Source organism: Microlunatus phosphovorus NM-1 (assembly GCF_000270245.1).
Taxonomy (GTDB): domain Bacteria; phylum Actinomycetota; class Actinomycetes; order Propionibacteriales; family Propionibacteriaceae; genus Microlunatus; species Microlunatus phosphovorus.
On sequence record NC_015635.1, the window covers coordinates 1101982 to 1114966 of the forward strand.

Genomic DNA, 12985 nt, shown 5'->3' on the forward strand with positions numbered 1-12985 from the left:
TCGTCCTCGGCTCGCGAAGCTCGAGCAGAACCTGGGGCACGCCGCCCCAGGTTCTGCTCGGACCGCTGGCTAGCCTCGATCTGCATTCCGTCAACACATTCGAAAGGCTCTATCCATGACGATCGCCGTCGCACACAGCGACTCCGCCCGCGGCAAGGCCGCGCTGCGCGCCGGTGCGGAGGAAGCTCTGCGCCGCAACCAATCACTTGCCGTGCTCCAGATCGTTCCCGGTGTCGATGAACCGACCAAGGTGGACGAGAAGCTGAAGGCCGAGGTCGCGGCCCAGCTCACCGACTTTCCCGACCTGCAGTGGGAGGTGTTGAACGCGCCCGAGGGCTTCGACACCGCAGAGGCCATTCTCGAACTGGCCGAGGACGCCGGTGCCGAACTGCTGGTGATCGGTTCGCGCAAGCGTCGCCCGGTCGGCAAGCTGATTCTCGGCTCCGTCGTGCAGCGTGTCCTCCTCGAGTCGCACATCCCGATCCTCGTGGTGAAGGCCAGCTGACCGATCCAGCTTGGCGTGCCGGTTCAGCCGGCGTACGACAAGGACACCTGCCCACGGAGATCGTGGGCAGGTGTTTCAGTTGTGGGGCATATCGCCGGCTGCTCGTCCGAGCCGCCAGCCGAAGCAACCGAGATCGGTGAAGACCAGGCCGGCATCCGGCGGGATGAGGTCCCCGACGTTGAACTGAGCCGAGTTCGACAACAGGACTCGTGAGTCGGCGTTCAGCACGACCGAGTCGCGCTCGGCCTGGGCCAGCCAAGGAGACAACGACCGTTCCAGGGTGGCGATGCGCAGATCCGCGGCCATGATGCCGACGAAGTTGCCCTCGCCTCCTTCACCGACCCGCGTGACCGGCACCGACACCGTGATGATCGTCTCTCCGACGCCGCCGTGGTCGACGTAAGGACCCACAACGCTGGGCTTGCCCATCAGCCGGGGTTGCGTCAGGTAGTCCTTGATGCCGTAGTCGTAGAAGTCATCGCGGGACGAGTCCAGCTGATGGGTGTAGTCGCGATCGAAGGCGCCATCAGCTGCCCGCTGCCACCATTCCAGCCAATACGGAGCCTCCGGCAGCATGCCGACCTCGGCCATGAAGCCGAGCCCGTACACGACCTCCGGCAGATCGGCGAGCTGGGGCAGCACGCGGCGCGCAACCTCGGCGTTGAGCGCCTGGGCGGTGGGCTGACGCTCGAAGAAGGCGCCCAGCTCCGCGGCTATCGCCTGCAGTGTATGGACGGTCCGGTCGAGGATGGACCGGAGCTCTGCGGCCAGGTCACCGACACGGTCGTGCTCGGTGCCCCCGGACCTGGTGCGGGTGGCGATCATCTGCAGACGAGTCCGCATCAATTCGGTGACTTGGTAGGACACCAGCTGCTCACCCGCCTGCCACGCCGCGGACTCATTGCCGGCCCCGACCGACGTGGCGATGGCCTGCATCCGGGTTGCCACAGCCTGACGGTGAGCCTCGTCGTGCAACAGCACTTGGACCAGCCAGTCGAACTCTTCGTGGGCGGCCAGCTCGGCGCGAGTGAGCCGCATGGATTGCGCGCCCGCAGACACCTCGACCTGGAACCGCCCCAGCGCGCGGCGTGCCCCTGCCGAGCTGTCGGTGGCGACCATCTCCTCGACATAGGTGGTGAGGAGGTCACCGGTGGTCTTGGGCGCTCGCCTGGCAGCGAGCCGCGCAGCGTAGGTGGTCAACGCAGAGCGCCAGTCACCGAGATCACGCAGCTCCGTTGCCGACAACCGCACCAGTTCCTCGCCGGCCATCGACTCACTACTGGGCGGGCGCTCGACGTAGCTACCGCCGTTCTTGCCCACCCGAGTCACGATCAGGCCCTCGCTGCGCAGGATGCCCAATCCCTCTCGCAGGGAGAAGGCCGTGACACCCAGCTGCTTGGCCAGGTCGACCTCCCTCGGCAGCTTCTCGCCGTCACTCAGCACCCCGATCCCGATGGCCGTACGCAACCGTCGGGCGACCGCTGACGCCACGTCCTCGGTCTGCAGGTGGCCGAACAGCACACGCTTCGTGGTCGCGCTGCCGGACTGCGGGCTACTCCTTGGCAGCTGGATCACCCCCTGCTCGATGCGGCAGGGGGATATCCCGACTGCCGAGACTCGCATCCCGGATCATAGCCGTTGGGCTCGCTCGGTTTGCCCACGACGAACGAAGGGCTCGGCGGGCGAATGCCCGCCGAGCCCTTCGTCTCGAGTCCTTCCGGCTACAGCCGATCCGTTCACGAATGGATTCAAGGTCGGAGACATCTGGGCCTGAGCAACCTCCATTCCTGGTGGGTTGCTCAGCTGCCCGCCTCCTCCTCCGGATCCAGAGTGTGACGTTGAACGGCGAGCAGGTTGGCCACGGCAGCGTTGCCGGCGTCGCGTTGTAGCTGCAGGAGAGGGTTGGCGAGGATCTCGCTGCCTGCTTTGGACGGCTGGTCTGACTCGGTGTCTCGACGCTCAGCCCTCGCGGGCCGCCGCTGGTGCTCGGATTCCATGCTTTCCATAGGTTTCACCTCGATCGAGTGGGGGTGGTGAACGCTCCGGTCCGCTCCGCGTACGCCTCCTGCGTCATTGGCGGATACAGCCAAACAGCCTGATATCCGAGACCGGCGCCGTCGAAGACGGTGAGGCCGCGGCTGAGGTAGCAACGCTGCTCGCTGCCTGGGAACACGCCGCTGCCATGCGGATGGACGACGGTGGGGTCGCCGAGCTTGTCGATCACCTCGGGCCACGACGGCACCGCCGGTGGTTGGGAGAGCTGTACGAGCTCGAGCCGACCGTCGAGTTGCCAATGCCAGCGGACCGGGTACGGCTGGGTTGGGATGGACGTGACGGCGCCAAGCAGGTCGCGGCCCATGAGCCGTGCGGGGCCCGGGGTGAGCGCAACGCCGAGCGCTTCGCCCACGACGTCAGGGCTCAGCCCCGGCGACCACCGCCAGCGGTCGTACTGTCCGGCGAGGGCTGCGAGGAGCAGTGGCACACCGTCCGGCTGCGCTGTAGGTGGCGGTTCTGTGCCGGTGGTTGGCGTCATCGTGGCAACCTCCCTCCGCCGAGCACGGCGGTATCGCCGCGGAAGTAGGCGGCCTTCATGTTGGCGGCACCGAAGTAGTTCTCGAGCGCGATCGCCTCCGTCAGCTCAGGGTAGTGCGAAGGGGCTCCGCCGACCGCGGCCATGTCCACCGCGGTGTCGGCCGGCCCCTGCACAGTGGTGCGGAGTGCCTGGTTGGCTCTGATCTCCTGCGGGTAGACGCTCTGCCAGGTTCGAAGCGTGAAGAGATCCGTGAAACCCTCTTGGTACGTCGTCACGTGGTGCGAGTCGCGCAGCGCGCCGTACCAGGCGTTGTAGGTGGGGTGTGCAGTGGTGTGCAGATACTCGTGGATCATCGTCTTGAACAGGCCCCAGTAGATGCCCCGGGTCGCCGCTGGAGTGGCTCCTTGCCGGGCGGCCACCGAGACTCGGCCCATCGTCTGCACGCCGGGCCACATCCGATCGATCACGCCCAGCCGACGGGCTCGCTCCGCTCCGGCGACCCCGGTGCCCGTCATCGCTGCGATCTCGTTGGGTGCCGCCGGCGCGGACCGGTTCGAGTAGTGGTCGATGACCCGATCCTCGATCGCGCGAGCTGCCGTGGCGTCCTCGAAGGAATGATGCGCGTCCTGCACCGCGCCGACCGCATCGCCGCCACCACCTTCCCGGACCATCCATCGGGCCATGTCGTAGGGGTCGCCGACGATCGTGCCACGGTCCTCCAGAGTGCCCGCGGAGAACGTCATGCTCGGTGCGGCGGCTGACCCGAACATCCCGTAGAGCGCATCCACCCGGCGCTTCGCTTCGGCCGCGATGCCTTCGACATGGCCTCCCGCCGCCGTGTCGAGACCTGCTCGGGCGTCCATCGGTCCGGCCCACGCCCAGTTGCTCATCATCTGCGCGTGCAGCGCTGTGGTGAGGTCCTCGTAGTACTGCGCCGGCTGGAATGTCGGGGCCGGACCGCCTGAGGCGGCAGCGGCAGCCCGGGCGGCCCGCGTCGTCGGTGGCGTGAGGATCTGCTCGACTCCCAGTTCGCGCGCAGCGTCCGAGGCGGTCACGCCGGCGGTCGTCGGGGCGGCGATCTCCTGGGCGAGGCGTGCCAGGAAAGCGCGGACCGGTGTCAGACCGGCGGGCAGTCCGGCGCTCGGGTTCCGGGTCAGCACGGCATTGATCGCGGCCAGCTTGGTCGGACTTTGAAGTGCGGCTCGCAGCCGGTCCTCGGACACCCGGGAGGCGACGACCAGGCCGTGCTGGGGTCGAGTCGAGCTCGAGAACAGCGTCGCGAGCCGGTTGCCGAGGTCGGCGGTGGTCCGGGTCCCGGCAACCTCGGACTCCTCCGTCGCGAACAGGCCTTCGATGGTGACCAGCGCGGCTTCCTTCTGCGCGTCCAAGGCGCTCGTCCACCAACCTCCTGCCTGGTGCGCCCGCCACCTCGCGATAGCCGTTTCCAGATCGCGCAGCGTACGGCTTCGTCCCGCCATGTCGTCCGCGCGGAGGGCGCTGTATGCGGCGACAAGCGTCTGGATCGGCTGCCAGTAGGTGGCCGACCCGGCATATCCGGCGACCAGCCCGACGGCCGGACTTGCGGACCAGATCGCGGGGCTGCGTTGCAGGTGGGGACTGGGTCCGATTGCTCCGGTTCGCGCCTGCCCTGCCAGGAGTGAGGCCACGGCGCCGTTGCCCGCCGTGCGTTGCAGTGAGGCCAGCCAGCTCTGTTGGGTGACGGCGGTCGCAGCCGGTGTGATGCCATCCAGCTGATCGTGCCCACCGGGGATCGCCTGCCGCGATGTCGGCCTCGACCTATCAGGTGGGGTGTCTTGCTTGGGGCCGGCCACACCGTTATTAGTTCGCCAAGTGAAGACATGGTCAAGAGGTGGGCGGCAACATCTCAGTGAAAGATTTGGTGCGACGTCGCACCAAATCTTTCACAAGCTTCGGCTGTTCGTGGTCCGCAGGGCGCCCAGGGCCATCTGCTGGAGAAGATCGGCCATTTCGGCCCGGCGCAGCCGTGCGCTGTGGGGAGTGGAGTTGATCAACCCGAAGGTGGCGTGCGCGGCCGAACGGGCGCGGGTCTCGTCTCCTCCCACGGCTGCGCGGATGGCGCGTACCCAGAGCTCGACATAGCGTCGCTGCAGGTCCCGCACGGAGTGGCGGTCGGGTTCGGCCAGGCTGGCGACGTCGCGAAGCTGCACGGTGATGAGGGCCGGGTGCGCCAGCGCGAACTCCACGTGCCAGCCGATGAGTGCCTGCAGCACCGCGTCCGGACCTGCTGCCGCCGCCTCGTCAGCTCGGCGCTGACCCTCCGACAGCAGCCGTTCGCTGATGCCGACCAGCATCTCGCCGAGCAGCGCCTCCTTGCTGGCGAAGTGCTTGTAGAGGGCGGCGCCCGAGATACCCAGGGCAGCGCCGAGGTCATAGACCGAGACGCCGTGAAAGCCGCGCTCGGCGAACTGGGTCGCGGCCACCGCCAGGATCTGTTCCCGGCGCGATGTGCTCGGGCGGGTCTCGCCGCTGCTGCGGCCTGAGTTGGCGGTGCGGCCTGGGTTGGGCATGGCGTCAGCCTAGACGAGCAGGTTATCGAGTGTTAACCTCGAAGTCGGGTTAATGATCGTTAACTGGCTCAGTGAGGAGACTCCGATGTTCGACCTGTCGCCCGAGCATGAGGCGTTTCGTGCCTCGGTGCGCGACTTCGCCGAGCAGGAGATCGCGCCCTATGTCGAGCAGTGGGATCGAGATCACCACTTCCCGGTGGACGTGGTCATCAAGATGGGCCGGTTGGGCCTCTTCGGGCTGACCGCTCCGGAACGGCTGGGCGGCATCGGAGACAGCGGAGACTTCACCGCACTCTGTGTGGCGATCGAAGAACTGGGCCGGGTCGACCAGTCCATGGGCATCACGCTGGAGGCGGCGGTCAGCTTGGGCATCAACCCGATCCTGGCGTTCGGCTCCTCGGAGCAGCAGGACCGCTGGCTGCCTGACCTGGTGGCCGGAAGGGCGTTGGCTGCCTTTGGGTTGACCGAGCCGGACGCCGGCTCGGATGCCGGGGCGACGCGGACCAGGGCCGACCTCGTCGAAGGGCGCTGGGTGGTCAACGGAGCCAAGCAGTTCATCACCAACTCCGGGACGGCGATCACGAGTCTGATCACGGTCACCGCCAGGACCGGCACGCTCGCCGACGGACGACCGGAGATCAGCGCCATCGTCGTGCCGGCAGACACCCCGGGATTGGTGGTGGAACCGACCTATCGAAAGCTCGGCTGGCACAGCTCCGACACTCACCCCCTGACCTTCATCGATTGTCGGGTCCCGGAGTCGAACCTGCTCGGCGCTCGTGGACGCGGCTACGCGCAGTTCCTGTCCACCCTCGATGACGGCAGGGTGGCGATCTCGGCCCTGGCCGTCGGGCTGATCCAGGCATGCCTGGATGCCTGCCTGCCGTATGCGAACCAGCGGCACACCGGCGGTGGCCCGATCGGTCGCAAGCAAGGCGTTGCCTTTCAGATCGCGGATCTGGAGGTGATGCTCCAGGCTGCGCGTGGCCTGACCTATCGGGCGGCGGCGATGAAGGACGCCATGCTTGCCGGTGGATCTGGGGCGCCGTCAGCAGCACAGTTCAAGCGGGCCGCGGCCGTCGCCAAGCTCTACAGCTCGGAGTCGGCCGTCGCCGCGACCCGGATCGCGACCCAGGTGTTCGGTGGCTACGGCTTCATGGAGGAGTATCCGGTCGCTCGCTTCTATCGCGACGCCAAGATCCTCGAGATCGGCGAGGGGACCTCCGAGGTGCAACGCCTGGTCATCGCCCGCGGACTCGGCCTCCCGGTGGAGTGAGCCGATGACACCTGAGAGGCTCCACTCATGACCGGACAACAGCGCCAGCAGAAGAGGGTCGTGCAGCGTGGTCTGTGGTTCGAGGAGTTCGAGATCGGCGTCGTCTACGAACATCGGCCGGGCCGGACGCTGACCGAGGCCGACAACGTCTTGTTCACCACCTTGACCATGAACACCCAGCCGCTGCATCTGGACGCGTACGCAAGCGGACAGCAGCCGCCGTTTCACGAGCGGCTGGTCAACTCGATGCTCACCTTGTCCACGCTGGTCGGACTCTCGGTGGCGCAGCTGACTCAGGGCACCATCGTCGCCAACCTCGGTTTCACCGACATCTCTTTCCCGGCGCCGGTCAGGATCGGCGACACCATCTATGCCGAGACACTCGTGCTCGACAAGCGTGTTTCGGCGAGTCGGCCGGGGGAGGGGGTCGTGACTCTGGAGCACAGCGCCCGCAACCAGAACGGGGTGGTGGTCGCAAAGGCGACTCGGACCACGTTGGTCCGGCTGCAACCGGCCGCAGCTTCCACTATGGATAGCTTCATCCCCGATGTCGGAGAAAATCCTATCCATAGAGCGCCGGGCGATCAGGCGGCACGCGATGAGTGACTGGTTTCCGGGCCCGGCCTGGCTGTTCTGCCCGGCTGACCGGCCCGATCGCTATGCCAAGGCCCTCAGCCGAGCTGACCTGGTGATCGTCGACCTCGAAGACGCCGTGGCCCCGGCGAATCGACCTGCTGCCCGTGACGCACTCCGTCGGCTGGCGCACGACGGGGTGCTCGACCCCGACCGGACACTCGTCCGGATCAATGGCACCCAGAGCGGCGATCATCCGCTCGATCTGGCCGTGCTGGCTGAAGTCGGCTTGCCGCGGGCGATGTTGGCCAAGAGTGAGGATCCGGTCCAGCTGGCCGCCATCGAGCACGAGGTGGTGCTGCTGGTCGAGACCCCCCGAGGCATCGAGCGCATTGCCGAGCTGGCCGCCCAAGACAACGTCATCGGCGCCATGTGGGGTGCCGATGACCTGGTCGCCGGGTTGGGTGGCACGACCAGTCGACACCCCGACGGCCGCTATCGCGATGTGGCGCGCTTTGCCCGATCCAGAGCGCTGATTGCCGCAAAGGCCGCCGGCCGCCTCGCCGTCGATGCCGTGCACATGGACATCGCCGACACCGCCGGGCTCGCCGCGGAATGTGAGGACGCCGTGGCCAGCGGATTCGATGCGACGGCAGCGATCCATCCTTCTCAGGTGCCGATCATCCGGACGGCATACGCGCCATCTCCCGGCCAGGTCGACTGGGCCACGCGGCTGCTGGCTCACGTGGGCGAGGACCGGGGGGTGACCACCTTCGAGGGGCGGATGGTCGACGGACCGGTCTACACCCAGGCCGAGCGGGTACTCCGGCTCGCCGCTACCGCCATTCCAGCTGGGGACAGCTGATGGTGAGCCTGCGCGACCTCGCCGACGAGCTGCGGGACCGACTCGCCGTCGTGCGACAAGGCGGCAGCGAGGCAGCCCGGACCCGGCACACTGAGCGCGGCAAGCTGCTGGTCCGGGACCGGGTCGATCGGCTGCTGGATCCGGGCAGCCCTTTTCTCGAACTCAGCCCACTGGCCGCGTACGAGATGTATGGCGGCGCGGTGCCCAGCGCCGGCCTCGTCACTGGCGTTGGCCGGCTGAGCGGGCGCGAGGTGATGGTGGTCGCCAACGACGCGACGGTCAAGGGTGGCACCTACTATCCGATGACGGTCAAGAAGCACCTGCGTGCCCAGGCGATCGCGGCCGACAATCAGCTGCCGTGCATCTATCTGGTCGACTCCGGCGGCGCCTTCCTGCCGTTGCAGGATGAGGTGTTTCCCGACCGGGAGCACTTCGGTCGGATCTTCTTCAACCAGGCCACGCTTTCCGCTCGGGGGATCCCGCAGATCGCCAGTGTGATGGGCTCGTGCACGGCCGGCGGCGCCTACGTTCCTGCGATGAGCGACGAGACGGTGATCGTGCGTAATCAGGGCACCATCTTCCTCGGTGGCCCGCCGTTGGTGAAAGCGGCGACCGGTGAGATCGTCACCGCCGAAGAACTCGGCGGCGGCGACGTCCACGCCCGGTTGTCCGGCGTGGTCGACCATCTCGCCGACGACGACGCGCATGCGCTGGCAATCGTCCGTAGCATCGTCGGCACCATCGAGCGCCGTCCCACTGGGCCGCCCTACGAACTGGCCCAGGTCGAGGAGCCACACGAGGATCCGGAGACCCTCGACGATGTGGTGCCGACCGACACCCGTACGCCGTACGACGTTCGCGGGGTGATCCGGCGGATTGTCGACGGCAGCCGGCTGCACGAGTTCAAACGGCTGTATGGCGAGACGCTGGTCTGCGGTTTCGCCCACATCTGGGGGCACCCGGTCGGCATCATCGCCAACAATGGCATCCTGTTCAGCTCGTCAGCGCTGAAGGGTACGCACTTCATCGAGCTGTGCAATTCCCGTGGGATCCCGCTGGTCTTCCTGCAGAACATCAGCGGCTTCATGGTCGGCCGCGAGTACGAGAACGGCGGTATCGCCAAGGACGGTGCCAAGCTGGTCACGGCGGTCGCCTGCTCGGTGGTGCCCAAGTTCACCGTCGTCATCGGCGGCTCGTTCGGGGCCGGCAACTACGGCATGTGCGGCCGTGCCTTCGATCCTCGCTTCCTGTGGATGTGGCCGAACGCGCGGATCTCGGTGATGGGTGGCGAGCAGGCAGCCTCGGTGCTGGCTACCGTGCGAGGCTTCACCGACCGGGACGAGGAAGAGGCGTTCAAGGAGCCGATCCGAGCCCAGTACGAGCAGCAAGGCTCACCCTATTATTCGACCGCGCGGCTCTGGGATGACGGCATCATCGACCCGGCCGACACCCGCCGGGTGCTCGGGCTGGGCCTGGCCATCGCCGCCAACGCCCCGACCCCGGCGCCGTCCTACGGCGTCTTCCGGATGTGAGCGTGATGCCTGCCATCGGAACACTGCTGATCGCCAACCGCGGCGAGATCGCGATCCGGGTGATGCGCACCGCCCGCCGGATGGGCATCCGGACGGCCGCCATCTACACCGATCTCGACCGAGCGGCTCCACACGTCGCGGCCGCCGACGAGGCCTGTTGGGTGCCGAGCTATCTCGACAACGAGGCCGTCATCGCGGCTGCCCGGACGACGAAGGCGGATGCCATCCATCCCGGGTACGGGTTCTTGTCCGAGCGGGCCTCCTTCGCTCAGGCCGTCGAGACCGCCGGCCTCACCCTGGTCGGGCCGCCGGCCGCAGTGATGGAGGTGATGGGTCGCAAGGACGCTGCCCGAGAGATCGCGGCGGTCGCGGGCGTGCCCGTCGTGCCCCGCGGCGAGGACGTCGGCTATCCGATGCTGATCAAGGCCGCGGCCGGTGGCGGCGGCAAAGGCATGCGGATCGTCCGTTCGCCGGCCGACCACGACGAGGCAGCGACCGCGGCCCGCCGGGAGGCGAAGGCGGCGTTCGGCGACGACACGATCCTGGTGGAGGCCTACATCGAACGGGGCCGGCACATCGAGGTCCAGATCCTGGCCGACGCCCACGACGAGGTGCTGCACCTGTTCGAGCGGGACTGCTCCAGCCAGCGGCGCTATCAGAAAGTCGTCGAGGAGGCACCGGCTCCAACGATCGGTCCCGAGACACGCGAGCTGGTCACTTCGAGCGCCGTGGCGCTGGCCAAACAGGTCGGTTATCGGAACGCAGGCACGGTCGAGTTCCTGGTGGACGAGGAGACCGGTCGGGCGTACTTCCTGGAGATGAACACCCGGCTCCAGGTCGAACATCCGGTCACCGAGGCGATCACCGGGCTCGACCTGGTCGAGCTCCAACTGCGCATCGCGGCTGGGGAGCCGCTGCCGATCAGTCAGTCCGAGGTCACGGTCACCGGTCACGCGATCGAGGCCCGGGTGTATGCCGAGGACTCCTTTCACGGCTTCCTGCCGCAGGCTGGTACGGCGTCGACGGTGCGGTGGCCGACCGGTGTCCGGGTCGATCACGCGCTCGTCTCGGGACAGGTGGTCAGTACCGCGTACGACCCGATGCTGGGCAAGATCATCGCGTACGGTCCGGATCGTGACTCCGCTCGGCAACGGCTGATCGCGGCCCTGGACCGGACGGCGATCCTGGGGCTGACCACCAACACCGGCTTTCTCCGCGAACTGGTGGCCGGTGACGCCTTCGCTGCGGCGGAGATCGACACCACCTGGCTGGATCGGCATCAGCTGGCGCTGCCCGACGACACCGTCCCGCGGGTTCTCGCCGCCTGGGCCGTGGCGGCGTCCGTCAGTGGGGAGTCTTGGTCAGAAAACCCCATGGGAGGGGGCTCTTGCGCCAAAAGTCCGGACCCGTTCCAGGCTGATGGATGGCGGTGCGGGGGACCACCGGCCCCGATGATCGTGGACCTGGACCGGCCGGTGGTGGTCGATCGAGAGGCTGGCCGGGTGGATGGTCTGGAGGTCCATGCGCTCGCTGTCCCGGACGGAACCGGGGACGGCTGGCTCAGTCTGGAGATCGATGGCGTACGGCAGGTTGGTTTGGTCGAGTTGACCAGGCATGGCGCCGAGGTGGTCTACCGCGGACAGCGGTGGGTGTTCGAGCGGCCCGATGTCTTCTCCGATCATGCGGGAGCTGCGGACAGTGGGGCGATCCGCGCGCCGATGCCCGGCACCATCGTGGCTGTCCGGGTGGCCGAGGGCGAGCTGGTGGCGGTCGACCAGGTGTTGGTCGTGCTCGAGGCGATGAAGATGGAGATGCCGCTCCGAGCGCCGTTCGCAGGCACAGTGACTAACCTGAGCGCGGCCACCGGGATGCCGGTCGCGCTCGGAGCCGTGCTGTGTGACATCCAGCCGCTCGATGACATTCAGGGCGCTGATGAACCCCAGGCCGGGTGAGGCAGGCGAGACTGTAGCCACGCGCTGGTGATTGAGGAGGAGGGCGGGATGCTCGGCTCACTGAGTCAGCTGCTGACCGTGGGCTTGGCTGCGGCGTTCAGCTCGGTGCCGATCACGGTCCTGCTGGTGATCCTGGTCTCGCCGCGCCGCTCGGTTTCTGCGTTCCCCTACGCCATGGGTTGTGTGGCCGGCACGCTGGGCGTGGTGCTGGCTGCGGTAGCCGCGGCTCAACTGATGCCGGAGCCACGCCCCCGGCAACCGAGCGTCACCATCGCGATCGTCGAGTTCGTGCTGGGTGCGGCGCTGATCGGGCTGGGAATTCGCGCCTGGGTACGCCGCCGGCGGCCTCGCCACACCCGGAAGCTGCCGAACTGGGCCGCGACGGCGCTCGAGGGGATGGGCCCGTTTCGAGCCTTCGTCATCGGAGTGATCCTGGAGTTCCGGGCCAAGAGCATCGTGCTCGCGTTGGTCGTCAGCCTGCAGGTGCACGCGACCGCCAACCGCACCTTGGCCATCTTGGTGATCGTGATCTACGTCGTCATCTCTACCGTGACGATCACGATCCCGGCGCTGGCGATGCTGATGGCGCCGCAACGTACCGAGCCCTGGCTGACCGCCGCGACCGCCCGCCTGGCCACCGCCGGACCGGTGATCAGCGCGGCTGCTCTGTGTCTGCTGGGGCTGGGTCTGCTCGGATTGGGTCTGGTCGGGCTCGGTGTCGTCGGCGCCGGGGTGTCCAACTGAGGTGGACTGCTCAGGTCCAGACCCAGTACGCCGCCACGGCCATCGGGATCAGCCCCAGCACGAGCAACGGTGAATACGGATGGCGCCGGTTGATCACCAGCACCGCCGCTGCCGTCAGGATGCCGGCGACGCCACCCATCACCCACAGCCCGATCCGGCTGCCAGCATCGAAGTCGAGGGCGTTCAACGCCGTCAGGGTGGACAGCAGGACAGCGATGCCGCCGCCTACGACCAGAGCCAGGACCGACGCCACGATCCGTTGGACCAGATCCAGACTCTGTTCATCCTTCTCTTGCTCGGCTCGCTCGAGATCCTGCGCGCGCTGGGGATCCGCGAGCGGCTGCTCCTCGACTGCTCGGTCCTTGACGTGATGACGCCTCATGTCGCACCCTCCCGGTTGCGTGGTAACGCTCTTCGGTGCGGTGTTCGTCTGGTCGCTCGACGTGCCCGTCAAAG

Annotated in this window: 13 protein-coding genes; 7 read left to right on the forward strand and 6 right to left on the reverse strand. The window is 67.6% G+C overall.

Going from position 1 to position 12985, the window contains the following annotated elements; all coding sequences use genetic code 11:
- Window positions 1-115: 115 nt before the first annotated feature.
- Window positions 116-505: a universal stress protein gene (locus tag MLP_RS04865; RefSeq protein ID WP_013861900.1), complete on the forward strand. Its 390-nt coding sequence runs from the start codon at window positions 116-118 to the stop codon at window positions 503-505.
- Between the two features lie 75 nt (window positions 506-580).
- On the opposite strand, the gene MLP_RS04870 is transcribed toward MLP_RS04865, so the two are convergent.
- From MLP_RS04870 to MLP_RS04890, 5 genes are all read right to left on the reverse strand, one after another.
- Window positions 581-2128, reverse strand: a complete 1548-nt coding sequence (locus MLP_RS04870; protein WP_013861901.1) for a GntR family transcriptional regulator — start codon at window positions 2126-2128, stop codon at window positions 581-583.
- Window positions 2129-2304: 176 nt separating this feature from the next.
- Window positions 2305-2511 (reverse strand): hypothetical protein, encoded by a 207-nt coding sequence (locus tag MLP_RS04875; RefSeq protein WP_156821034.1) that lies wholly within the window; start codon window positions 2509-2511, stop codon window positions 2305-2307.
- Window positions 2512-2516: 5 nt separating this feature from the next.
- Complete coding sequence (locus tag MLP_RS04880) at window positions 2517-3038, reverse strand: hypothetical protein (RefSeq protein ID WP_013861903.1); 522 nt, start codon at window positions 3036-3038, stop codon at window positions 2517-2519.
- Window positions 3035-4870, reverse strand: a complete 1836-nt coding sequence (locus MLP_RS04885; RefSeq protein ID WP_013861904.1) for a hypothetical protein — start codon at window positions 4868-4870, stop codon at window positions 3035-3037. Before MLP_RS04885 ends, MLP_RS04880 begins: the two co-directional genes overlap by 4 nt.
- A gap of 90 nt (window positions 4871-4960) precedes the next feature.
- Entirely contained in the window at window positions 4961-5587 is a 627-nt protein-coding gene (locus MLP_RS04890; protein ID WP_013861905.1) for a TetR/AcrR family transcriptional regulator, read from the reverse strand.
- Window positions 5588-5672: 85 nt separating this feature from the next.
- Between MLP_RS04890 and MLP_RS04895 the strand changes: the two genes are divergently transcribed.
- Genes MLP_RS04895 through MLP_RS04920 form a run of 6 tightly spaced genes read left to right on the forward strand, consistent with a single transcriptional unit; the run spans window position 5673 to window position 12529 of the window.
- Window positions 5673-6863 (forward strand): acyl-CoA dehydrogenase family protein, encoded by a 1191-nt coding sequence (locus tag MLP_RS04895; RefSeq protein WP_041789738.1) that lies wholly within the window; start codon window positions 5673-5675, stop codon window positions 6861-6863.
- Between the two features lie 27 nt (window positions 6864-6890).
- Entirely contained in the window at window positions 6891-7469 is a 579-nt protein-coding gene (locus MLP_RS04900; RefSeq protein WP_013861907.1) for a MaoC family dehydratase, read from the forward strand.
- Window positions 7462-8301: an HpcH/HpaI aldolase/citrate lyase family protein gene (locus tag MLP_RS04905; protein WP_013861908.1), complete on the forward strand. Its 840-nt coding sequence runs from the start codon at window positions 7462-7464 to the stop codon at window positions 8299-8301. Before MLP_RS04900 ends, MLP_RS04905 begins: the two co-directional genes overlap by 8 nt.
- Window positions 8301-9833: a carboxyl transferase domain-containing protein gene (locus tag MLP_RS04910; RefSeq protein ID WP_013861909.1), complete on the forward strand. Its 1533-nt coding sequence runs from the start codon at window positions 8301-8303 to the stop codon at window positions 9831-9833. Before MLP_RS04905 ends, MLP_RS04910 begins: the two co-directional genes overlap by 1 nt.
- Window positions 9834-9838: 5 nt before the next feature.
- On the forward strand, window positions 9839-11785 hold the full coding sequence (locus MLP_RS04915) for an acetyl/propionyl/methylcrotonyl-CoA carboxylase subunit alpha (RefSeq protein WP_041791293.1): 1947 nt from the start codon (window positions 9839-9841) through the stop codon (window positions 11783-11785).
- A 27-nt stretch (window positions 11786-11812) separates the two neighbouring features.
- Window positions 11813-12529: a GAP family protein gene (locus MLP_RS04920; RefSeq protein WP_013861911.1), complete on the forward strand. Its 717-nt coding sequence runs from the start codon at window positions 11813-11815 to the stop codon at window positions 12527-12529.
- Between the two features lie 10 nt (window positions 12530-12539).
- Here the strand turns inward: MLP_RS04920 and MLP_RS04925 are convergent, their stop codons facing one another.
- Window positions 12540-12911 carry a hypothetical protein gene (locus MLP_RS04925; protein ID WP_013861912.1) on the reverse strand — a complete coding sequence of 124 codons (372 nt, stop codon included), beginning with the start codon at window positions 12909-12911 and terminating at the stop codon, window positions 12540-12542.
- Window positions 12912-12985: the final 74 nt, after the last annotated feature.

Excerpts from the sequence above, each read along its gene's own strand:
- MLP_RS04865 (WP_013861900.1), top strand. The coding sequence starts at position 116 with ATGACGATCGCCGTCGCACACAGCGACTCCGCCCGCGGCAAGGCCGCG.
- MLP_RS04870 (WP_013861901.1), bottom strand. The coding sequence starts at position 2,128 with ATGCGAGTCTCGGCAGTCGGGATATCCCCCTGCCGCATCGAGCAGGGG.
- MLP_RS04875 (WP_156821034.1), bottom strand. The coding sequence starts at position 2,511 with ATGGAAAGCATGGAATCCGAGCACCAGCGGCGGCCCGCGAGGGCTGAG.
- MLP_RS04880 (WP_013861903.1), bottom strand. The coding sequence starts at position 3,038 with ATGACGCCAACCACCGGCACAGAACCGCCACCTACAGCGCAGCCGGAC.
- MLP_RS04890 (WP_013861905.1), bottom strand. The coding sequence starts at position 5,587 with ATGCCCAACCCAGGCCGCACCGCCAACTCAGGCCGCAGCAGCGGCGAG.
- MLP_RS04895 (WP_041789738.1), top strand. The coding sequence starts at position 5,673 with ATGTTCGACCTGTCGCCCGAGCATGAGGCGTTTCGTGCCTCGGTGCGC.
- MLP_RS04900 (WP_013861907.1), top strand. The coding sequence starts at position 6,891 with ATGACCGGACAACAGCGCCAGCAGAAGAGGGTCGTGCAGCGTGGTCTG.
- MLP_RS04905 (WP_013861908.1), top strand. The coding sequence starts at position 7,462 with ATGAGTGACTGGTTTCCGGGCCCGGCCTGGCTGTTCTGCCCGGCTGAC.
- MLP_RS04910 (WP_013861909.1), top strand. The coding sequence starts at position 8,301 with ATGGTGAGCCTGCGCGACCTCGCCGACGAGCTGCGGGACCGACTCGCC.
- MLP_RS04915 (WP_041791293.1), top strand. The coding sequence starts at position 9,839 with ATGCCTGCCATCGGAACACTGCTGATCGCCAACCGCGGCGAGATCGCG.
- MLP_RS04925 (WP_013861912.1), bottom strand. The coding sequence starts at position 12,911 with ATGAGGCGTCATCACGTCAAGGACCGAGCAGTCGAGGAGCAGCCGCTC.